Genomic DNA, 19706 nt, shown 5'->3' on the forward strand with positions numbered 1-19706 from the left:
CCTGGCAGGCATCGAGTGGGGTCTGGTCTGATCGGTCTTCGCGCAAATGCCGACACAATTTTCGGTGGGGCAACTAGCAATGACAGACTTACCTAATGACAGTCTTATCGCGACGCGATCGGCGCGCAGTTATGCTCCCGCCGTTCTCGCGACAATTCAATCGGTAGTTCGGTTCAAACAATAGTTCGGTTATCAACTTATTCCTAAACTCCCTCAATGCCGCATCCCCGCCTTGTTGTTATCGGTCTCGACTGCGCCGAACCGTCGCTCGTGTTCGATCGCTGGCGGGACGATCTGCCCCATCTCTCGAGCTTGATGGACCGCGGGCGTTACGGTCGCCTAGAAAGCTGTATTCCCGCGATTACCGTCCCGGCATGGTCCTGCATGACCAGCGGCCGCGACCCCGGCGAGCTAGGCATTTACGGTTTTCGCAATCGCCTCGATCGCAGTTACGACAGCTTATCCATTGCTAATGGCAGTTTCGTAAAAGTGCCGCGATTGTGGGACATCTTGGGCGAAGCGGGTTGGACGGTTGCCGTTGTCAGCGTACCGGGGACTTATCCACCGCAGCTCGTCAATGGCGCGCTCGTTTCGGGGTTTCTCACGCCCAATACCGATGCGGAGTTCACCTATCCGTCCGGATTGGGAATGCAACTGCGCGCCTGGGTCGATCGCTATCTCTTCGACGTGCCGGATTTTCGGTCGGACGACAAACCCAGGATCCTGCGAGACATCTACGACTTGTGCAATCAAACTTTTTCCTTGGCGCTGAACTTGCTGCGCGATCGCGAACCCGACTTTCTGATGATGGTCGAGATGGGGCTGGACCGCTTGCAACACGCGTTTTGGAAGCACATGGACTCGCGCCACCCACTCCACGTGCCCGACTCGCCGTTTGCCCAGGTCATCCACGACTACTACTGCCATGTCGATCGCTGCATCGGACAATTGCTCGCTTGCTGTGGCGAAGATACCGCCGTTGCGGTTGTCTCCGACCACGGCGCGCAGCCGCTGATGGGCGGCTTCTGTCTCAATCAGTGGTTGATCGAGACGGGTTATCTCGTCCTGAAGTCCGCACCGACAGCACCGATGCGCTTGCAGCCATCGCAAGTCGATTGGCAGCGCACCAAAGCGTGGGGAGCCGGCGGATATTACGGCCGCCTGTTCATGAACGTGCAAAACCGCGAACCCGATGGCATTATCCCGCTTGCCAGCTACCAACAAGAGCGCCAAAAGCTGATCGAGCACCTCGAAGCAATCCCCGGACCGGACGGTCGCCCGCTCGGCATCAAAGCCTATACGCCACAACAACTGTACCGACGCGTCCGCGGAGTTGCCCCGGACGCGATCGTTTACTTCCAGAACCTTGCTTGGCGATCGCTCGGCAGCGTGGGCACGGAGTCGCTGTATGCCCTGGAAAATGACACCGGACCCGATGACGCCAACCACGCTCAGCATGGTTTGTTCGTCTTCTGCGACCCGCAGCATCCAGGGGACGGCCGCGAGCTTACAGGCGCACAAATCTACGATGTCCTGCCGACGCTGCTCTCACGTTACGATATCGCCGCTCCTCCGCAGCTGCGCGGACGGGCACTCGCCTGGTAGCACACCCCACACCAATTCTGATGTCTTCGCCTATGTGGACGAGCATTCAGAGCGGCAAAAATGTCCCCATCACTAAACTTCACTTTTACGTGCAGCCGCGAATGGAATCTATCCGGACAAGAAAAGTTTGACCCAAAGATCTCTCTTGGTAGAGGTTTACGGGCATGTTCCCTTAACTTGATCTCTGCCCAGAGACTGAAAGAGATTCGTGCCGTCGCGGTAGCGAATTCATCTACACCGGCCACAAACTTATTTGATGCACATCAATCGAACTAGGGCTTGCTGAAAAAGTCCACAAAACGTATTTAGAGGGCAGAGAGCATATGGAATCAGGCTTATACAATCTAGCTCCTGCTTTTTGGCGCGGATTCATGGCCCAAGTGCGAGAGTTTTAAGGCTCTGGTGCCTATAACCTTGCACTTTTCTGGCATAGAAAACGCTGAGAACTTTTCGATGCAGTCATTACAGCCATTTTCATCAAGCCCGAACTAGCTGTATCAATTCAAGAATGATATCTATTGACGTTATCGGCGCATTGCAAGGAAGGCTCTCTTAATTCGAGTGTTTTCGATGCTGCTTTCAACGCTGACGAAGGCTGGACTAACTCACTTCCGGACATCATCCACGATCGGAAACTTTTTCCCCGACGATTGTTTCGCGCGCCAGGAGTTTCTTATAGCGATCGCCTGCCACCTTCACAGGCGAGGGTGCTACCAAGACAGCGCAAAGAAAATCCGCAGAAAGGCAGGCTTGTGCAGCTGCCAATACATAGGGCTTGCTGAAAAAGTCCACAAAGTAAATTTAGGGGACAGAGAGCTCATGAAATCAGGCTTTCGCCATCTAGCCCCAGATTTTCGCACCTAGATCTCGGCTCAAGTGCAAGGGTTTTGAGGCTCTAGCAACCATAAACTTGCACTTCTCTGACGCAGAAAACGCTGGAACCTTCTCGCTGAAACAATTCCAGCCTTTTTCAGCAAGCCCTACATAGAGCCCAAGCGCAGCAGCGTCAACGTTCAATGCTCATTTATTTTGCACCTCGCTCATTTTGTACCTCAAGTATTTGAGCAGAGCTATAGTGCCGCTAGCAGTTTGCGCTCCTTAGCAGTAATGCCCAATGATGGGCTACCCTGCAAAGGATAGCCGCATCCAGTAGTGCCGGCCCAATTCGTGCTGACCGTTCGCCTATGCTCCCAACTCGTAACAACCTTGCCACTCTCGATGAGGCCCTCTCGAAACGCTTCATTGACCTCGACCCCGCTGGATACTTCATTGTTTACCTCGATCGCTCGACGCAAACCATCTGCGCCGACCATTACATCAATGTCATCAACGAGCGCGGATTGGCCTGCGATCCGGAAACTGGCGAACCGCTGCCGGTGCGGGGGAGTGCGCCCCGCACGCCGAACACTTCTTATTCCGGTCGTACCGCGAAGGAACTCTGTATCGCGCTCTTCGAGGAAACACAGCCCTGCCCCGTCACGCGCCTCGACCACGCCGCTTACCTCGGGCGGGAATTCGTGCGCGCCGAGTGCGCTCTAATTGATGGCAGCGACTACGTGCAAGACTGACCCGGGAAAGTTCGCGAGCAATACCGGCAGGATGGGCAAGTAGAACGCGTCCGCTACTGGGACATTCCGCCTGACGACACTGGTGTTTTCCTAAACGGTTGCCGCGGCAAATACCTAGTCCTGCAGCAGCACGTAGGCAAAATACGTTGCCATCGGCACGATAGTCGCGACGACTAATAAAACAACAACCCACACGGTTGAAGTACGCGTGTCGGTATCCTCGGCAGCCGTAAACGTGCCCTCAACTTGGATATCGATATTGTCTTCGGGCGGACCGGGATCGGCTTGACCCGAGAGCACTGCAGCCAAACGCGCGGTCGTGCCCAAAAACGCCTCATTGTATTTGTTCCCCGCTCGTATGGGAACGCCGATCGAATCGGCAATGAGGCTTTGAACGAGGTCGTCAGTCAGGGGGGTGACGCCTTCACCCTTGCGAAGTGCAGCATTGTTGGTGATCGTATCCATAACCAACAGCACTTTGTTTGCCTGCAACGCCGCTGTTGGATACCAGCGCTCGAACAGATCGTCGGCAAAATCGTCGATGGTGACGTCGTAATTGAGCCGGCGGAACACCACCACCTTGACCTCGGTACCAGTGCTGTCTGCTAGCGCTTGAAGGCGGCGACCGAGTCGAACTTCATTGATACGGCTGAGCGCTTCAGCTTCATCCGCAACCCACGTGGTCGCATCGCGGCTAATATCCGGAATCTGAGCAGCGCTCGTTGCCCCAGCCGGAGCCGCCAAGGCAGTTGCTAGCAACACCGACAGCAACAAACAAGCGACGGTTGCAGCAGCGCGGCGCAAGGCGGGCAAATACTTCATGGCACGCATCATTGCTTTACAATTCACCAAGTATTATACGAGCGATCGGACAGCTGATTTTTTACGCCTCGCCCGGAAACTGCTAGCTGCCGGGCAATTGCGCTCGCACGCTCGCTCGTGAACTTTCTTTGCAGACATCGATTCCCAGGTCGGGGACGACCCCGGCGACCCGTACAATGATGCTCTAAAGTTTGCTGCATCCTGCACTTCAGAGGAGCCTCAATAATGGCCGACTCCAAAAGCTCGGAAGCTATTACACCTTACAACGATGATATTTTTGCCGGACATTTGTCGACGCCGATTTCCGACTCGGCATTCGTCCGGAGTCTCATCAACAACTTGCCTGCATACCGCTCGGGGGTTTCGCCACTGCTGCGCGGTCTAGAAGTAGGCATGGCCCACGGCTACTTCGCGATCGGTCCTTGGGTACTCCTCGGTCCGCTGCGCGATACGGATGCGTCGGCAAATATCGGCGGACTCATTGCCGGTATCGGCCTGATCTTGGTTGCAACCATAGCAATGTCTGCCTACGGTTTGGTTTCTTTCCCGAAGGATCAATCCAAGGCAGCATATTTCGACGATCGCGCACCGGAAGCCCTCCAAACTGGTGAAGGTTGGAGTCAGTTTGCTGGCGGTTTCTTCGTTGGTGCAATGGGTGGTGCCTTCGTAGCCTACTTCTTGCTCGAAAACTTCGACCTGCTCGACAACATAATGCGTGGCATAGTCAATAGCTAGCGCTATGGCGTATGCCCCCTTTGCGTCGGTTTGTATCGCAACCGAACCTCTGCCCGCTTGTTCGTACATTCACGTTAGGGAGAAACCGCAGTCATGACTGGCGATTATGCAGCTTCGTTCTTGCCTTGGATTTTGATACCCGCTGTGTGTTGGCTGATGCCGGCAATGGTCATGGGGTTGCTATTCATCCACATTGAATCCGATGCATAGCAACTAACCTTGTGCAGACGTTCCCGCATCGTTCGCGCCCCTTCCGCTTGGATGGGGCGCTTTTAAAGCGTTTGGATGAGTTCCGTACCTTCAACCGTAAAACAATTAACACCAAACACAGCAGTCCTAGGAAAGGGATAAGGCGAGCGGATAAATGCAGATGAGTCTGGTTGCAATTGACCTCGACCACCCTGCCTTGCTATTTCAGCCCTCCGAACTGGGTACCGCTTGCGCGGTTCGCGGGGTGGCGGCAGGGCTCACCGCCTCATCCACGTGCGATTCATACGGAGCCCGTCCGGACTGCTGCCAGCCGACCGTCGGCGCGACCGAATAGGGACTCTAATACTTGGGTTGAGAGGCACCCGTCCCAGCGACAGAGTTGCAACAGCACTCGACTGAATGCGAATCCCATCTCGACCCCGATCGCCAAGCGATCCGGGCGCAGGATCGACGCAGCTTCTGAGCGATCGCGGCGATGGTGGCCGAGCAACCACAGGAGCCGTCCCGTCATGCCCCGCAGGCGCGCGAGCAGCGAGTCAGCAAACAACCAGCGGGTAAACCCCCAAAACTTGGCCAGGTGACCGACTTCGTCCAGCAGCGGCTGTGCGATCGCGGCTTGCAGGGCACCGGTCGAGTGCGCGATCGACCACAGATAAACTGAGACAGCACTCTATTCGGTTGCAATCCGCGAAATGGCGTGACAGTAGGATGCATCGACTGTCGCGAATGTTGGCGGCAACAGAATCGTGTTGGGAACGAGGTGGGGGTCGCGCCCGCAAAGTTGCCGGTAAATGCGCTTGAACGCCGGAGCGTGCTGGCGTTCCTCTTTTTCCCACAACCCAGGTTCGATGAGGCGTCCGCTGCTGTCGTGAGTGCCGCCCATGTACCGAGCCATCTCGGGATGTAACCGCGCGAGCTGATGCCAGCTAATTTGCGAGTAGGCGCGAATGGGTGCTTCGACTTCTGCAGATGCCCTGACAATGTGCAAGAAAAACTCTGGATCGACGCCGACAATTTGCTCGGGACCGATCGCGTTCCAGTCGACGCGCTGCCAGCGGCGAGGTTGGGGGGAGGTAAAATGCGCGGGCAATTCTGCAAGGCGATCGCTCAATTCAGCTGGCGACAACCAGCGTTCGAGCGCGAAGTTGATGCGCGATCTCGTGGTGAAGTAGCTGGGCTGAGTGGCACAGCATCCGGCGAGATCGAAACAGCGATCGATGCCGTCGGTCCCATAGCGTTCGCTCGCCGAGCAGACGAGCGCAGACTGGCTTTCGGGCGGGCGATCGGCTGGAGACTTGGCTAGGAAATCAATGGAATGTCTATCAGTCATGGCAAGATAAGACCTCGCGTAACCTTCTTGCGCAGTGTGCGATCTACAACCGCGCAGCCACAATGAGCCGGCTGTAGCGCGATCGCTGTGCCAGAAGTGATTCGCGATCGCGCGAAGTAACCGGAAGTTAACGGTAGATACGAGTAGCCAACGTCCCGCATAACGGGTTCGACTGCAGTCCAGCAAGACGCTCGTAGTTCCGGTCGCAAACGCTACCAAAGGCATGTGGAGCAAGTCGTTCATCCGTGGCGATCGAGACCGATCGCACAGTATCGGCGGCACGTTACTTCCGACAACTTCGGAGCGCCACGGTGAAAGTCTTATCGCCGGATGCTCTTACAACCAATTCCCCAAAGTCTTTATACGGGTAGCAGGTCCATGAGCCATCTCCACCCGCTTCAGATATTTTCGATCGCCCAAGGGAACATCAGGTATTTGAGCAGAGCGATAACTCTTCTTAGAAGCTCGCCTCCAAGCTTGAAAACCTCAGGTGACTGCAGCTTCAAGCATGACCAAGCGACCGCGATCGCTATCGATTTCAACTTCGGTACCAATGGGCAACGTCACAATGTTTTCCAGGTGACCTATGGGAGCGTTGCAATAGGCGGGAATGCCGAGCGAAGCAATCCGGTCGCGGACAACTTCCAGTAATGTCAGCGACCCATAACCGCCGCTAGGTCCGCAGTTGACGCATTGACCGAAGACGAACCCAGACAATTGCTCCAAAATCCCCGCAAGGGAAAGCTGCGTCAGCATGCGATCGATGCGGTAGATCGGCTCGCCAATGTCTTCGACAAAGAGAATCGCTCCGCGCGGATCCGGAAAGTAAGGCGAGCCAATCAAACTGCTGAGAACCGACAAATTGCCGCCAATTAACCGACCGCGTGCAATGCCTGACGTTACGGTCTGCACGCGGAACTTCACCTGCATCAAGCGATCGCCATCCTCGGACGGTCGTTCGTTAGCGAGCGGGGCGCGATCGCCGGCAAAAAGCACGCTGCGAAACGATGCGGTTTGCGCTTCGCGCCAAGAGCTAAAACCGTTGGGACCGTGAAAGCAGGCCAAGCCTGCCTGCGCATAAATACCAAGGAGCAGTGCGGTCAGGTCGCTGAAGCCGACGACGATCTTTGGATTTTGGCGGATCGAATCGTAATCCAGGTAGGGCAGTAAGCGCGCGCATCCCCAGTCACCGCGAATCGGCAGTAAGAGGTCGATTTTCGGGTCGGCAAAGAGTTGGTTGATATCGGCCGCCCGATCGCGATCGCGCCCTGCCAAGTATCCGTAGCGATCGAGTAGGTGCGTTGCCCGATACGGAACTAAACCGAGCGCGCGCACGGCATCGCTAACGATTTCAATGTCTGTGGGGTCGTAGGTCGCACCGGCCGGACTGAATAAACCCACACCAGCACCGGGTTGTAGTCGCTGCGGCTTCACAACAGCGCGATCGCTTGCCGATTGGCGGGCCACAGCCGGTCTGGCAACTGCTGCAGCAGCGACTGCAGCAGCGAGGCTGCGGATGAGAAACTGGCGGCGCGTGGGAGTAGGCATGATCCGGAGTAGTTGAGGCGAGTGCGGCAGGCAGGCAAGCTGACAGACTAGCTGGCAAGAATACGAAACCTCAAGTCCAGCACGGCCGCGCGATCGCATTGCCGCGCGGCTATCGGAGCAGTTTCGCTGCAAACCTGACGGTTTGTATCGGGGGGTCGGTGCAGCGTACCTGGATTGCGGGCAGCATTGCAACCCATTTGCTGGCATGTGAGCCGGGGCGCTCCCCCGTCAGCTAACGCGCACGCGTTTGTTCGGATCTTGTTTGCGAATCCAGGCCAGAAACTTTTGCATTTGGGGTTCTGCGCTCAGTGCTTCCGGGGTGTTGAGCTGCCGCGCCAGGGTGGCATTATCGAATAAAGCGTGAATTTGCTTGTGGCAGGCGGCGCAAATTTTGACCGTCGGCCCTGGGTCGGCTTTTTTCCGCTTTACTGCCTGACGCGGGACGAGATGGTGGACGGTCAAACGCGCGACCTCGCGATCGCAGAGTTGGCATGCTTGCATGGCTCTGGTAGACGGAAGCGGATGGAGGTTGAGTTGGGCGCGATCGCCCCGCATATCGATCTTCTCAGTTTGTTTGCTTCGGGCCAAGCACGAACTAATCGATGGCATCGAGCGCGGTTACCAAGGATGGCGTTGAGTGCAGATCGAACGTCACTTTAGTAGTCTTTGCAAGCTTGTATTTTCTGCCAGCGCTCTCGCACTTGCTTCTAGGCAAGATACTTATTCACGAATGACAGAGTGGGTACTTGAATGTAGTTTGACTTAACCTTATATTTTCTCAATCTTACTTTGAGGACTCAATCGAGCGGGGTGCGAGATTAAAATCGGAGTCCAAACGGACGGTCTATACGGTTGTCAACAAATTTGGTCTAGAAACCTACTATTCATAGGTTTTGAAAGTAGCGTGCCACCCCCAACTGCACTAAGAATAGAAGAACTACTGACCTCCACTAGCCTTTTACGTTTTTCCGGATTCCTCTAGAGTTTCTCGGCAACCGATCGCCATCTTCAACAGGGGGCTCGGGTGAAGTCAGCGAGATTGGGACTGAGTCGATTACAATGGCGATAATGCCGTTCTCATTGTCACTGGCAACTGTGCTGAGGACGACTCTGCTGCCATCTGTCCCTGTAGGAAAATCCCCCCTAACCGTTGACATTATCTGCTTGCAGGCAACCGAATCGGAGGGTCTCACCCCAATTGTCATAGGGATTTTTCACGGTTATGCCCTCACAAATTCATAATTCTAAAATCTAGATTTATTTCCAGAGTAAAAAAAATAAGAAATGACTTTGTCTTAAGTTTCTTTGAGTTGTTCAATATAACTTTGCTTTGTCTCGAAAGAGCACGTTGTGTCCTTTCCCCTGTCACCCGAGTCGAACCTACGACCGATCGCCCCATGAGCCCTTCAACTAGAGACATTCGGGATATTTTCGATCGCATTGCCCCCGTTTACGATCGCCTCAACGACTGGCTGAGCCTCGGACAGCATCGCATCTGGAAGCGGATGGCGGTGAAGTGGGCACGGCCCCAACCCGGCGATCGAGCCTTGGATCTGTGTTGTGGCAGCGGCGATCTGGCTTTAATGCTAGCGGATGCTGTCGGACCTCGCGGTTCCACAATTGGAGCCGATTTTGCGCCGCAGCAGCTGGCCATTGCCGCCGAGCGCGCGGCAAGAGCGCAATTGTCGATCTCGTGGGTCCAAGCCGATGCGCTAGCGCTGCCGTTTGCTGACAATAGCTTTGACTGCGCGACAGTGGGCTACGGGCTGCGCAATGTGGTCGATCTCCCGCAATGCTTGGGCGAATTGCGGCGCGTGTTAAAGCCGGGAGGGACGCTGGCCGCACTTGATTTTCACCGCCCAGACAGCGCGATCGCGCGACAGTTCCAGCAGTGGTATCTGGACCGCTTAGTGGTGCCGACTGCCGAGCAAATTGGGCTGACCGAGGAGTATGCTTACATTGCACCGAGTTTGGAGCGCTTTCCCGTCGGCTCCGAGCAGGTAGGACTTGCACGAGCAGCCGGTTTCGCCAACCCAAAACACTACCCGATCGCAGGTGGCATGATGGGGGTTCTCGTTGCTAGCTAGGTCGGTTGCAGTCGCTCCCGGTTGAGTTCCAACTCGTATCGATACAGAGCGACCGGCCGGCCGGCGGCGCGGAAATAGTCGGGATGCTCGGGTGCCAAGTAGATGGCCGTCAGTTGCTCGGCTGCAACTGTGTCGTCACTCAAATGGCGGTAGTCTGTTGTTGCTTCAACCACATTGAGGTAAAACGATTCACCGCGAAACACTTGACGCACGATTTCCGTAGCAATGAAGCGGTCGGGAGGCATTTGCTCGCTCTTGCGACCGATCGCGATCGAGCGCAACTGTCGGTTGGGCTTCAGATGCGTAACCTGTTCGTTCGGATCGTTATCCGAGACACGAACCGAACGTACGAGGTCGCCTAAATACGCTTGCGCAATTTCCAAGCCGTTGAAGGCCCGATCGGCAATGATGGGTATCGGTTGCGAGCGCGGCTGCAGAACGGGAAATCTCCCGAGACTCCGAACCGTCTGAGGTATGAACCGCACGCGGAATTTCATCGGCCGGTGGAGGTAGTGGTGGTTGCCCTCGAAGCCAGGCGAAACGATCTCTGGTGCTAGCGGCGCGATCGCCTCCATTAGCGTGCTGGTCGCCGTCCAAGTCCCTTCCATCCAGCCGGGGTAGTACAAATCGCTGCCGGCCGAACTCTCGACGGAGGGTTTGCTCGTCCAGTCTGGGAAAGCAGCAACGCGGTCAGATAAGCTCGACACAGCCGTTGCTAGCGGTAAAGCAACTGTTCCAGAAATCCCAGCAGCGCTTAGAAGCGCACACAATACCGCGGCGATCGCAACCGTCATTAGCGATCGCATTTGTCCCATTGCTGACCTTCCCCTATTGCCTACACTTGCTGCCACCAATCCTAGCTGCAGCGCGGGCCATTCCCTAATCGGGACCTAATCGAGCAGTTGCCCTTCCAAACGCCGCAGCGAAATCGCTGCCGATTGGGCTACCTGTGGGTGCTCGTCCTTGGCCAGAAACTTAAGCGCCGAGACAGTTTTCTCCGTCGGTAAATTGCCTAATGCTTCTGTCAGCCGCTGCCTTACCAGCCAATCGTCCGAGCGCGCAAAGCGCAAGATATCTTCAACCGCCTCGACTGCCCCGATTTCTCCCAACGCGGCGATGGCGGCATGCTGTATGACGACTTCCTCGCTGTTGAGCGCATCTCGAAGTACGGCTTCAGCCCGCGGATCGCAATCGCGTAGATTGCCGATTGACACGGCTGCACTAAAGCGCACCAACCAGTCCGTATCCTCGTAAAACAGCCGAATTAGCGGCGTCAGAGCCCGCTCGTCACCCAAGTATCCCAGCGCGCCCGCAGCATCGGCTCGGATGCCGTAATCGGGGTCCTCTAACAACTCGATCAACAGACCAAAGTTTCGGTCGGTGGGCTTCACACCCAGAGCAAATATTGCCATCGAACGCACTTGTAAGGATTCGTCGCCCAGTACCTTCTCGATGAGCGGGACAGCTGCCTCGGAATCAACTTCTCGCAGAGACACCAGCGCCAAGAGGCGATCGCGTAAATTAGGACTTTCCAGGTCGCGTGCAACCTGCTTGAGATCGGTCGTGCTCATGCTGTAGCGTCGCTAATATTGGGTATTGTTATCCCGATTTTACGGCGGGCGTTCGCAGTCACCATTCGCTCTCCCGACTGAAATTCAGACGCCATCAGGAGTAGAGCGAGCTGCCTCGGGCGGCCCTGATGCGTGGCTAGGACTCGCAGCTAGCCAGTCACTGAGTTGTTCGACTGTCTAATACCTCACCCTAACGCCAATCGTCACGACTGACTCTCAAACCCTTGATTTCCAGGAACCTGCAACTGGGCACCTCTATTAATTCCCTCAAGCCCGATGGTCGGCCCGGCAGCACGCGCATTTCAGCCGCCGGCACGCTTCAATCCAGCCACTTTTAGAGGTGCCCAACTGAGGGATGGCTTCCATCCAAACGAGCATGCCATTCCGGCACGACAAGAGCGCTCTCAGGTTTCTTGCCCTCTTTGCGTCTTTACTCCAACGTTTACGAACGAAAGCCGCGATCGCGATCGCAGTGCATTTCTATACTGCTGCGCTCCCGCCCGCAATAATCCGCGTTCGGTATGGAAGTGGAGGCAATCGGCACCTTACTTGCCCCACCCTTCCTACGTGTGATATCAACCAAGTGTTAGCTGCGAACTTGAGAACTCCGTGATTTACGGGAAGATAGCAGTCGCGCTCGACGGCATTTTCGCTTCCCGCGATCGCCAACCGTGAGACATTATCGTGCTTAGAACGTGAGATACCATCCATACAACTCATTTTAGGGGTGCGATAATCAAATCTCACTGGGTAGCTAGCGATTGCTTGCCAACTCACTTGTTTACCGAGATGTTACGGCTATTGTCAACTGCTACAGAGTGCGACTACGTGCAAGAGTCGGGGCAGCAGGCCGCGCGCACGGTCTGCAGACCAGTTCCAAGAAACCAGTTACACGAACTTGGTGGGGGGCGCAAATATGATGCTAAAACCGCTCGCAACGACCTGCAACCGCTTGGCTTGCACGCTGTCACGCCGGACGAAACGCTGGATTCTCATCGCAGTCGATAGCTGCCTCTTCTTCCTGGCAATCTATTCGGCGCTCGGACTGCGCTTCGAGGCATTCCTCCCGCAAGAGCAGTTGCAGAAATACCTGCCAACGATTGCACTGCTGATCCCCGTCAAGCTCGGCATGTTTTACCTCATGGGCATGTACCGCCCAGTTCTGCGCTATGCCGGTTTAGATTTCCTCCACACCACACTCCGCGCGATCGCCCTTAGCTCTGGCTTAGTGGTGTTCTTGAGTTTTTTCTTCCGGTTCGGTCAGCTGCCGCGCTCGGTTCTGATTAACGACGCATTGCTGACGCTGCTGTTTGTGATTGGAGTAAGGCTGTCAGCCCGCTGGCTGCTCTACCATCCCAAGTCTCCGGTTTCGCCTGGCGCGCGGGCGCGCAGCGTTATCGTCTATGGTGCGGGCAGTGCGGGATCTCAGCTCGCTCGAGCGCTCACGCAAACCGATACTTACTGCGTTGTTGCCTTTGTGGATGACGACCCACAACTGCATCACCAGCAAGTCTGCGGTGCAACAGTATATACACCCCAACAATTACCCGTTCTGATCGCGCGCTACTCCATCAAAACCGTATTGCTGGCGATGCCATCAGTTGATGGCGATGTTAAACGACGCATTATTCACGACCTGCGTCACCTACCTGTGAGTGTCAAAACCGTTCCGAGTATCGGGGAAATTGTCTCTGGAGGTGTCTCTATCGGTCAGATTCGCGAAATCGATATTTCCGATCTCCTCGGACGCGAGGAGGTTGCACCTTTTCCCAATCTGCTGCGCTTAGATATTACCGAGAAAAGCGTCCTCGTCACGGGAGCAGGCGGTTCGATCGGCTCCGAGCTGTGCCGCCAGATTGCCAGCCAGCAGCCGCGCCTCCTCGTGCTCTTCGAACTCAACGAACTGGCACTTTACACCATCGATATGGAGCTGTCTGAAGCGTTTCCCGACCTGCAACGCATTGCTTGTCTCGGCTCAGTGACCGATGGCGTGCTGCTGCGCGAGGTAGTCGTCAAGTACGGTGTCGAAACGATTTATCACGCTGCAGCGTATAAGCACGTCCCGCTCGTCGAGCTCAATCCCACTCAGGGAGTTTTGAATAACGTGTGGGGGACCTTCATTGCTGCTCGCACTGCCAAAGAATGCGGCGTGGATAGCTTCGTATTGATTTCCACCGACAAAGCCGTACGTCCGACCAGCATTATGGGTACGACGAAGCGTGTTGCTGAGTTGATTTTGCAAGCCTTCGCTGCCCAAGATGATGGCTCGACGCGCTTCGTGATGGTTCGCTTCGGCAACGTGCTCAATAGCAATGGGTCAGTCGTACCTCGCTTCCGCAAGCAGATTGCCGAGGGTAGAGCGATCACGATTACCCATCCGGAAATCACGCGCTATTTCATGTCAATTCCCGAGGCCGCGCGTCTGGTCGTGCAAGCTGGGGCACTCGGTCGGGGCGGCGAGGTGTTTTTGCTCGACATGGGCGAGCCCGTGAAAATCTTCGACCTTGCCGTTCAGATGATCGAGCTCAGCGGATTGGAACCTGGCAAAGACATTGATATCGAGATTGTCGGCTTGCGGCCGGGCGAGAAGCTTTACGAAGAGCTGCTGATCGAGCACGATAACGCCATACGAACCCAACATCCAAAAATCTACGCAGCCAGAGAAGCCATGCTGCCCTGGACCGAACTCGAACCGCAGTTGATGGCATTAGTCGCCGCCGCACGGCAAGGCAATCGCGTCCGAGCTCTGGAACTTTTGCAGGAGCTCGTGCCGGAGTACGGCGGGTGCGATGTGCCCGTCCGCGAAACCGTACCGCCGGCGGTCGGCTCGGCCACCTAGGGAGGGTCGCAAGCGGCTGCGAGCGCACGGGCGATGCGCTCGACGATCGCGCTCGTGGAGGTCGGCACTTCAATGGCAACGAGTTCGATGCGACCGCCACCAGCGCGCACGGTCGCAGCTTCGGGCAGGCGGTCGACGGTATAGTCGCCGCCTTTGACGTATATGTCCGGCGCTAGGGCAGAAATCGCATTGCTGGCAGTGGGTTCTGAGAAAATCGTCGCGGCATCGACGCAGCCGAGTGCGGCAATCATTTCGGCACGCTGGGCCTCGGGGACGATCGGTCGCGCCGGCCGTCCGGGCTGTGGCGGCTTGAGGCGGGCAACCGAGCGATCGCTGTTAACGCCGACAACCAGAGTTTTACCGAAGGCTTTTGCTGCCTGCAAGTAGCGTACGTGCCCCACGTGTAGCAAGTCAAAGCAGCCGTTGGTGAAGACGAGCGGCCGCCATTGTTCTGGGTGCGCGCGAATCAGGTTTTGTAGTTCCAAAAGTGAATAGATGCCGTTAGCAGCCACTGCACGCTAGGGATAGACACATCGCTCCCACTTTAGCCCCAACCGTTGTCAGCGATCGCTCTGCTGAGCTGAAACTCCCATGCCGCTCGCCCAATCGGATCCGTGCGGAGTGCTTGTTCCAAACCAACATCTGCCATAATCTTGTCGTGAGGAGTTTAATAGGGCTGAAAAGTCTGCTTTAAGCTGATTTGTGTCAATTCGACTAAAGCAGTTTCATCGAAGAAATTAGACTCCATAAAATCTAGTACAAATGTAAGGAGAGCGCGACATGCAACGCTGGATGGTGGGAGCTATAGCACTGTGCTGGTTGACCCTCGGCTGGATAATGCCACTTAATGCTGGCGAAATGCGCAGGGCGTTACCAACCGATTTTGAAAAGCTCAAAGCAATTGTGACCTGCATTCGCTGCGACCTTCAGGGTTTCGAGCTCAACGGAGCCGACCTGTTCGATGCCAACCTCACCGATAGCTATCTGGCTGAAGCGAAACTGAACAATGCAAACTTGGGCGAGGCAATTCTGGATCGCGTTAGCCTGCGCCGGGCATCGCTGAAGAAGGCATCGCTGAGGTTTGCCAGTTTGGCAGGAGCCGATCTGCGGCAAGCCAACCTGGGGGCTGCCGATTTGGTTAGTGCAGATTTCGAAGGGGGGCTGCTCGATCGGGCTCGGCTTGTCGATGCCAATCTTAACGGAGCCAACCTGCACGGAGCGAGTCTCATTGATACGGTCTTCAAGCAGGCTTCGCTACGCGATGCGGACTTGTCGGCCGTGGAGGCAACACTGGCCAACTTCCAGGGAGCAGACTTGAATGGCGCGCGTCTGATCGGCGCTGACTTGAGTGGTGCGAATTTAACGGGTGTTGTTGCTGCCGAGGCCGTTCTCGACGAAGCTGACCTCACCGACACCGATTTGACTGATGCCAACTTCGCAAACGCCAACTTCATCAACGTGTACCTTATGGGTGCGAAATTTTGCCACACGACCTTACCCGACGGGCAGGAAGTCAACCGAGACTGCCCTCAGGACAAGCCTGTTGCATCTTTACTCAATGTTGGTCCTGCATAGTAAGGGTCTCGCAGATGCGGATCCCGAACGGTAGCGATGCTTCTAACCCAGCCTTAGCATCACTCATCGGGGCTACCCTGCAAAACCATTGCAAAGATGCCAAGACCGATGCTTGAATCCTGGTGTTGATGGTGGTCTGGTGGCGATCGCTCGCGACTTCCTGGAGGGGGCGGCTGGAATTATCCGGCCGCTTAGCTGACGTTGCCACGAAAGTTTGCGATTTCGAGCGGGCGTTTGTAAAGACATTGAGTTACAGTGTCCTCACTTGCTGACATGATTCGTCATAGCTTCTGATGTTAAGCCGCCTCCACCGTGCAGCCAACGCGCGCGACTTCCTGGTGACTGCTGAAATCTGCCCTCCAAAGGGAGGAGATCCGCAGCGTATGTTGAAGATGGCGGCGGCTTTGCGGAGTCGGGTTCACGCCGTCAATGTCACCGATGGCAGTCGGGCCGTGATGCGCATGTCGTCGCTGGCTGCGTCGGTGCTACTGCTTCAGAACGGGATCGAGCCTGTGTGTCAGCTTGCCTGCCGCGATCGCAACGCGATCGCCTTGCAGGCCGATCTGCTCGGCGCGCACGCGCTCGGCATTCGCAATGTGCTAGCCCTGACTGGAGACCCGGTAAAGGCTGGCGATCATCCCAATGCCAAGAGCGTCTTCGAGTTAGAGTCGGTCCGGCTGCTAAAGGCGATCGGCAAACTCAATCGCGGTTACGACGCAAATGATAAGGCATTACCGGATGGCGCCCTCGATTTGTTCGTCGGTGCAGCAGTCCACCCCCAAATCAAAAGTTGGTCGAGCCTGCAGCAGCGCTTCGAGCGCAAAGTTGCAGCTGGAGCGCAGTTTTTTCAAAGCCAGCTCATCGTTGATTTCGATCGCTTCGACAAATTCGTAACGCAGATTGCTGCACCCTGCAACCGCCCCGTACTGGCGGGTATTTTTCTGCTCAAATCTGCTAAAAATGCGCGTTTTATCAATAAAAACCTGCCGGGCGTGGCAATTCCCGAAGACACGATCTCGCGGTTAGAAAGGGCCAAACACCCCCTTCAGGAGGGTTTGGACATTGCTGCCGAGCAGGTTCGAGCGGCGCGCGATATCTGTCAAGGCGTTCATTTAATGGCAGTCAAGCGCGAGGAACTCATCCCAGAAATTCTGGACCGCGCGGGCATCGAAAGGCTTTAATCTCGATACCGTCCGATCGGTATTGCGCGCAAGCTCTGGCTAGATCTGCAGGTCTGCGGCGGTATTCGCATAGAGCGGGTCCCGATAGCCCTATCTAGTAGTTCGCGTTTGCGTTCGAGTGCCACCAAGAATGTTGAGAGCACGAGTAGCTCTAAATCGCCAGCAAAGCGATCGCGATGCCGAGAGTCAGTCCGACGAGAACCTGAACGGGCGTGTGACCGAGGAGTTCTTTGAGGCGTGCTTCGTCAAAGTGTTTGTGTTCGCTGAACAGCTCGTCGATAATGCGGTTCAGCACGCGCGCTTGCTTGCCCGCGGCTTGGCGGACGCCTGCAGCATCGTACATGACGATGACTGCAAACAGGCACGCGATCGCGAACTCGGAGCTCGCCCAGCCAACAGTAATGCCGACACCGGTTGCCAAGGATGCCACGAGTGCTGAATGGGCGCTCGGCATCCCGCCGGTCGTAAACAGATTTTTGACGTCAAACTTGCGGTTGCGTGCGAGTTCGATCGGGATCTTCAGTACCTGCGCAAGCAGGCAAGCCCCAACGGCCACGATCAGCACGCGGTTGTGGATTACATCGGCAATATCCTGCACGGTCGCCCCCCTCGCCTAGTTCCGGCGCGTGACGATCGCGCGCGCGATTCCCTGTAGCGGTAAGGCCCGCTCGCCGAATGCAGCTAGGTCTTCGATCGCAGCCTCGCTCAGATCGCGAGCGCGCTCGCGCGAGGCCTCCAATCCCCAGAGACTCGGATAAGTAGCCTTATCGGCCCGCAAGTCTTTGCCAGCCGTTTTTCCCAGTTCTTCTCGGGTTGACGTGATGTCGAGGATGTCGTCGACAATCTGAAAGGCCAGCCCAACTCGTTGGGCATAGCGCGTCAAGCACGCCAAGTCGGCCTCGCTCGCGCCTGCGAGAGTTGCACCGCAGGTGACACTCGATTCTAAAAGTGCTCCGGTCTTGTGGGTGTGGATGAAATTGAGCGTTTCCACCGTTACGTTGGGATCGCCCTCGCAGGCCAGATCCACCACCTGACCCCCGACAAGGCCGGCAGCACTGGCCGCGCGACCGAGGCGCGCGATGACTCGCAAAATACGCTCGGGCGGGACGCCACGAGTTTCCTCGACAATATGCTCAAAGGCATAGGCTAGCAAGCCGTCGCCTGCCAGAATCGCGATGTCGTCGCCGTAAATCTTGTGGTTGGTTAGCTTGCCGCGTCGGTAGTCGTCGTTGTCCATGGAAGGGAGATCGTCGTGGATCAACGACATAGTATGCACCATCTCCAACCCACAGGCCGTGGGCATAGCCAACTCGCTTGTCCCGCCCAACAACTCGCAAGTGGCCAGGCACAAGATCGGGCGCAAGCGTTTACCGCCTGCAAGTAGCGAGTAGCGCATCGACTCGTAGATCGTCAGCGGCTCGGAGACAGGCAAGGCGCAGTCCAGCGCTGCTTCCACGAGCTGCTTGCGTTCTTTGAGATACGCGTTGAGGTCGAAGGATACGGCGTCTTGCTGGGGCGCAGGTCGTCCGTCGGCCATCACCATATTGTCTGTCCGGAAACCATCACCAAGATTCTACAAGGCTGCGTGCGCTTCTGAGCGACGTCGCTCCCAGCTTGTAACCCAGCTTGTAATAGTATTCTCCAGCAGTAGGGCAACGGTCATCGGTCCAACGCCGCCGGGGACGGGCGCGATCGCGCTGGCAACCCTGGAAACGCCGTCGAAGTCTACATCGCCGGTCAAGTGATGGCTGCCATCGGGGTTCGTGACACGCACGATGCCTACATCTACAACAACGGCACCAGGCTTGACCAACTCCGGCCCGATCAGCCCGGCCTTGCCGACGGCTGGGACGAGAATATCGGCTTTCCGGGCAAGATCGCAGAGGTCAGATGCAGACGTGTGCGAATGAGCGATCGCGACACTGGCGTTCGCCTCCAGCAGCATCAGGGCCATGGGTTTACCGACGAGAATGCTACGACCGACGACCAGCGCGCGTTTGCCGGCCGGATCGATATCGTATTCGGCGAGCAGGCGCATGACCCCGGCAGGTGTGCAACTGCGGAGTCCCGGCTCGGAACGAACGAGCCGACCGAGGTTGACCGGGTGCAATCCGTCGGCATCCTTCTCGGGACGGATGCGATAGAGCAACGCCGTGGCGTCGAGATGAGATGGCAGAGGAAGTTGTAGGAGGATGCCGTCGACGCAATCATCGGCATTGAGCAAGTCGATCGCTACTTCGAGTTCCGTCTGGGTAACGGTAACGGGGAAATGCTGCCCGAAGGACGCGATACCGACTTTAGAGGAGGCCCGTTCCTTGTTTCGAACATAAACAGCACTGGCTGGGTTTTCGCCGACCATCAATACGGCAAGTCCGGGCGGGCGGCCGATTTTGGGTTCAAGGGTGGCGATGCGTTTTTTGTACTCGTTTTGTAGAGAACGAGCTAGGGCTTTCCCATCGAGTAAGCGAGCAGCAATGTCGGTCACGGGTCGGTTTGATTAAGCTGTTTCGCCTAGTGTGCCAAATCGCGCACTAAAGCGATCGCCTTTGTCGAGCTGGGGCGGGCTTGAGGAACGGGTCCCAGTCACCCCGCGCTTCACGCCCCACAGTACCGCGACAGACGCAAACACTATAGA

The 19706-nt window shown here is 56.4% G+C and carries 20 protein-coding genes; 8 read left to right on the forward strand and 12 right to left on the reverse strand.

Features of this window, described 5'->3' with window-relative positions; translation table 11 throughout:
- Positions 1-216 precede the first annotated feature (216 nt).
- Positions 217-1605 carry an alkaline phosphatase family protein gene (locus tag KR51_RS02180; RefSeq protein ID WP_022604368.1) on the forward strand — a complete coding sequence of 463 codons (1389 nt, stop codon included), beginning with the start codon at positions 217-219 and terminating at the stop codon, positions 1603-1605.
- A 618-nt stretch (positions 1606-2223) separates the two neighbouring features.
- Here the strand turns inward: KR51_RS02180 and KR51_RS20485 are convergent.
- Positions 2224-2397, reverse strand: a complete 174-nt coding sequence (locus KR51_RS20485) for a hypothetical protein (RefSeq protein WP_232214504.1) — start codon at positions 2395-2397, stop codon at positions 2224-2226.
- Between the two features lie 392 nt (positions 2398-2789).
- Here KR51_RS20485 and KR51_RS02185 point away from each other — a divergent pair, with 392 nt between their 5' ends.
- On the forward strand, positions 2790-3173 hold the full coding sequence (locus tag KR51_RS02185; protein ID WP_022604372.1) for a DUF4346 domain-containing protein: 384 nt from the start codon (positions 2790-2792) through the stop codon (positions 3171-3173).
- A 114-nt stretch (positions 3174-3287) separates the two neighbouring features.
- Here KR51_RS02185 and psb32 read toward each other — a convergent pair whose 3' ends face one another.
- Positions 3288-3995 carry a photosystem II repair protein Psb32 gene (gene psb32 / locus KR51_RS02190; RefSeq protein WP_022604375.1) on the reverse strand — a complete coding sequence of 236 codons (708 nt, stop codon included), beginning with the start codon at positions 3993-3995 and terminating at the stop codon, positions 3288-3290.
- A 225-nt stretch (positions 3996-4220) separates the two neighbouring features.
- Here psb32 and KR51_RS02195 point away from each other — a divergent pair, with 225 nt between their 5' ends.
- Both KR51_RS02195 and KR51_RS17930 read left to right on the forward strand, forming a co-directional pair.
- On the forward strand, positions 4221-4730 hold the full coding sequence (locus KR51_RS02195; protein WP_022604376.1) for a photosystem I reaction center protein subunit XI: 510 nt from the start codon (positions 4221-4223) through the stop codon (positions 4728-4730).
- A 93-nt stretch (positions 4731-4823) separates the two neighbouring features.
- Complete coding sequence (locus KR51_RS17930) at positions 4824-4940, forward strand: photosystem I reaction center subunit VIII (protein ID WP_022604378.1); 117 nt, start codon at positions 4824-4826, stop codon at positions 4938-4940.
- A 280-nt stretch (positions 4941-5220) separates the two neighbouring features.
- Here the strand turns inward: KR51_RS17930 and KR51_RS18610 are convergent, their stop codons facing one another.
- The 4 genes from KR51_RS18610 to KR51_RS02210 form a co-directional block, all read right to left on the reverse strand.
- On the reverse strand, positions 5221-5487 hold the full coding sequence (locus tag KR51_RS18610; RefSeq protein WP_051358028.1) for a hypothetical protein: 267 nt from the start codon (positions 5485-5487) through the stop codon (positions 5221-5223).
- Between the two features lie 123 nt (positions 5488-5610).
- On the reverse strand, positions 5611-6270 hold the full coding sequence (locus KR51_RS18615; RefSeq protein ID WP_156914921.1) for a hypothetical protein: 660 nt from the start codon (positions 6268-6270) through the stop codon (positions 5611-5613).
- A gap of 486 nt (positions 6271-6756) precedes the next feature.
- Positions 6757-7818, reverse strand: a complete 1062-nt coding sequence (locus KR51_RS02205; protein WP_040654825.1) for a S66 peptidase family protein — start codon at positions 7816-7818, stop codon at positions 6757-6759.
- Between the two features lie 228 nt (positions 7819-8046).
- On the reverse strand, positions 8047-8427 hold the full coding sequence (locus KR51_RS02210) for an HNH endonuclease (RefSeq protein ID WP_232214505.1): 381 nt from the start codon (positions 8425-8427) through the stop codon (positions 8047-8049).
- 788 nt (positions 8428-9215) lie between these two features.
- On the opposite strand from KR51_RS02210, the gene ubiE reads away from it, so the two are divergent.
- Positions 9216-9905, forward strand: coding sequence for a bifunctional demethylmenaquinone methyltransferase/2-methoxy-6-polyprenyl-1,4-benzoquinol methylase UbiE (gene ubiE / locus KR51_RS02215; RefSeq protein ID WP_022604388.1), 690 nt, complete (start codon positions 9216-9218; stop codon positions 9903-9905).
- On the opposite strand, the gene KR51_RS02220 is transcribed toward ubiE, so the two are convergent.
- On the reverse strand, positions 9902-10720 hold the full coding sequence (locus KR51_RS02220) for a DUF6816 family protein (RefSeq protein WP_022604392.1): 819 nt from the start codon (positions 10718-10720) through the stop codon (positions 9902-9904). The genes ubiE and KR51_RS02220 overlap by 4 nt on opposite strands.
- Before the next feature lie 75 nt (positions 10721-10795).
- Positions 10796-11476, reverse strand: coding sequence for a HEAT repeat domain-containing protein (locus KR51_RS02225; protein ID WP_022604394.1), 681 nt, complete (start codon positions 11474-11476; stop codon positions 10796-10798).
- A 919-nt stretch (positions 11477-12395) separates the two neighbouring features.
- Between KR51_RS02225 and KR51_RS02230 the strand changes: the two genes are divergently transcribed.
- Positions 12396-14315 carry a polysaccharide biosynthesis protein gene (locus KR51_RS02230; protein WP_040654845.1) on the forward strand — a complete coding sequence of 640 codons (1920 nt, stop codon included), beginning with the start codon at positions 12396-12398 and terminating at the stop codon, positions 14313-14315.
- Here the strand turns inward: KR51_RS02230 and KR51_RS02235 are convergent.
- Positions 14312-14827, reverse strand: coding sequence for an adenylyltransferase/cytidyltransferase family protein (locus KR51_RS02235; RefSeq protein ID WP_022604397.1), 516 nt, complete (start codon positions 14825-14827; stop codon positions 14312-14314). The two genes, KR51_RS02230 and KR51_RS02235, sit on opposite strands and share 4 nt — an antisense overlap.
- Positions 14828-15095: 268 nt before the next feature.
- Between KR51_RS02235 and KR51_RS02240 the strand changes: the two genes are divergently transcribed.
- Together KR51_RS02240 and KR51_RS02245 are read left to right on the forward strand one after the other, a co-directional pair.
- Complete coding sequence (locus tag KR51_RS02240; RefSeq protein ID WP_022604399.1) at positions 15096-15890, forward strand: pentapeptide repeat-containing protein; 795 nt, start codon at positions 15096-15098, stop codon at positions 15888-15890.
- 293 nt (positions 15891-16183) lie between these two features.
- Positions 16184-17071 (forward strand): methylenetetrahydrofolate reductase, encoded by an 888-nt coding sequence (locus tag KR51_RS02245; RefSeq protein ID WP_022604401.1) that lies wholly within the window; start codon positions 16184-16186, stop codon positions 17069-17071.
- Between the two features lie 151 nt (positions 17072-17222).
- On the opposite strand, the gene KR51_RS02250 is transcribed toward KR51_RS02245, so the two are convergent.
- From KR51_RS02250 to folD, 3 genes are read right to left on the reverse strand one after another with little or no spacing between them, the layout of a single operon-like run.
- Positions 17223-17669: a divergent PAP2 family protein gene (locus KR51_RS02250; RefSeq protein WP_022604402.1), complete on the reverse strand. Its 447-nt coding sequence runs from the start codon at positions 17667-17669 to the stop codon at positions 17223-17225.
- Positions 17670-17684: 15 nt separating this feature from the next.
- Positions 17685-18614 carry a geranylgeranyl diphosphate synthase CrtE gene (gene crtE, locus KR51_RS02255; RefSeq protein ID WP_022604403.1) on the reverse strand — a complete coding sequence of 310 codons (930 nt, stop codon included), beginning with the start codon at positions 18612-18614 and terminating at the stop codon, positions 17685-17687.
- A 30-nt stretch (positions 18615-18644) separates the two neighbouring features.
- Complete coding sequence (folD, locus tag KR51_RS02260; protein WP_022604405.1) at positions 18645-19556, reverse strand: bifunctional methylenetetrahydrofolate dehydrogenase/methenyltetrahydrofolate cyclohydrolase FolD; 912 nt, start codon at positions 19554-19556, stop codon at positions 18645-18647.
- Between the last annotated feature and the right edge of the window lie 150 nt (positions 19557-19706).

This window comes from Rubidibacter lacunae KORDI 51-2 (assembly GCF_000473895.1).
Classification (GTDB): domain Bacteria; phylum Cyanobacteriota; class Cyanobacteriia; order Cyanobacteriales; family Rubidibacteraceae; genus Rubidibacter; species Rubidibacter lacunae.

Excerpts from the sequence above, each read along its gene's own strand:
- KR51_RS02180 (WP_022604368.1), top strand. The coding sequence starts at position 217 with ATGCCGCATCCCCGCCTTGTTGTTATCGGTCTCGACTGCGCCGAACCG.
- KR51_RS02185 (WP_022604372.1), top strand. The coding sequence starts at position 2,790 with ATGCTCCCAACTCGTAACAACCTTGCCACTCTCGATGAGGCCCTCTCG.
- psb32 (WP_022604375.1), bottom strand. The coding sequence starts at position 3,995 with ATGAAGTATTTGCCCGCCTTGCGCCGCGCTGCTGCAACCGTCGCTTGT.
- KR51_RS02195 (WP_022604376.1), top strand. The coding sequence starts at position 4,221 with ATGGCCGACTCCAAAAGCTCGGAAGCTATTACACCTTACAACGATGAT.
- KR51_RS17930 (WP_022604378.1), top strand. The coding sequence starts at position 4,824 with ATGACTGGCGATTATGCAGCTTCGTTCTTGCCTTGGATTTTGATACCC.
- KR51_RS18615 (WP_156914921.1), bottom strand. The coding sequence starts at position 6,270 with ATGACTGATAGACATTCCATTGATTTCCTAGCCAAGTCTCCAGCCGAT.
- KR51_RS02205 (WP_040654825.1), bottom strand. The coding sequence starts at position 7,818 with ATGCCTACTCCCACGCGCCGCCAGTTTCTCATCCGCAGCCTCGCTGCT.
- KR51_RS02210 (WP_232214505.1), bottom strand. The coding sequence starts at position 8,427 with ATGCCATCGATTAGTTCGTGCTTGGCCCGAAGCAAACAAACTGAGAAG.
- ubiE (WP_022604388.1), top strand. The coding sequence starts at position 9,216 with ATGAGCCCTTCAACTAGAGACATTCGGGATATTTTCGATCGCATTGCC.
- KR51_RS02220 (WP_022604392.1), bottom strand. The coding sequence starts at position 10,720 with ATGGGACAAATGCGATCGCTAATGACGGTTGCGATCGCCGCGGTATTG.
- KR51_RS02225 (WP_022604394.1), bottom strand. The coding sequence starts at position 11,476 with ATGAGCACGACCGATCTCAAGCAGGTTGCACGCGACCTGGAAAGTCCT.
- KR51_RS02230 (WP_040654845.1), top strand. The coding sequence starts at position 12,396 with ATGCTAAAACCGCTCGCAACGACCTGCAACCGCTTGGCTTGCACGCTG.
- KR51_RS02240 (WP_022604399.1), top strand. The coding sequence starts at position 15,096 with ATGCAACGCTGGATGGTGGGAGCTATAGCACTGTGCTGGTTGACCCTC.
- KR51_RS02245 (WP_022604401.1), top strand. The coding sequence starts at position 16,184 with ATGTTAAGCCGCCTCCACCGTGCAGCCAACGCGCGCGACTTCCTGGTG.
- crtE (WP_022604403.1), bottom strand. The coding sequence starts at position 18,614 with ATGGTGATGGCCGACGGACGACCTGCGCCCCAGCAAGACGCCGTATCC.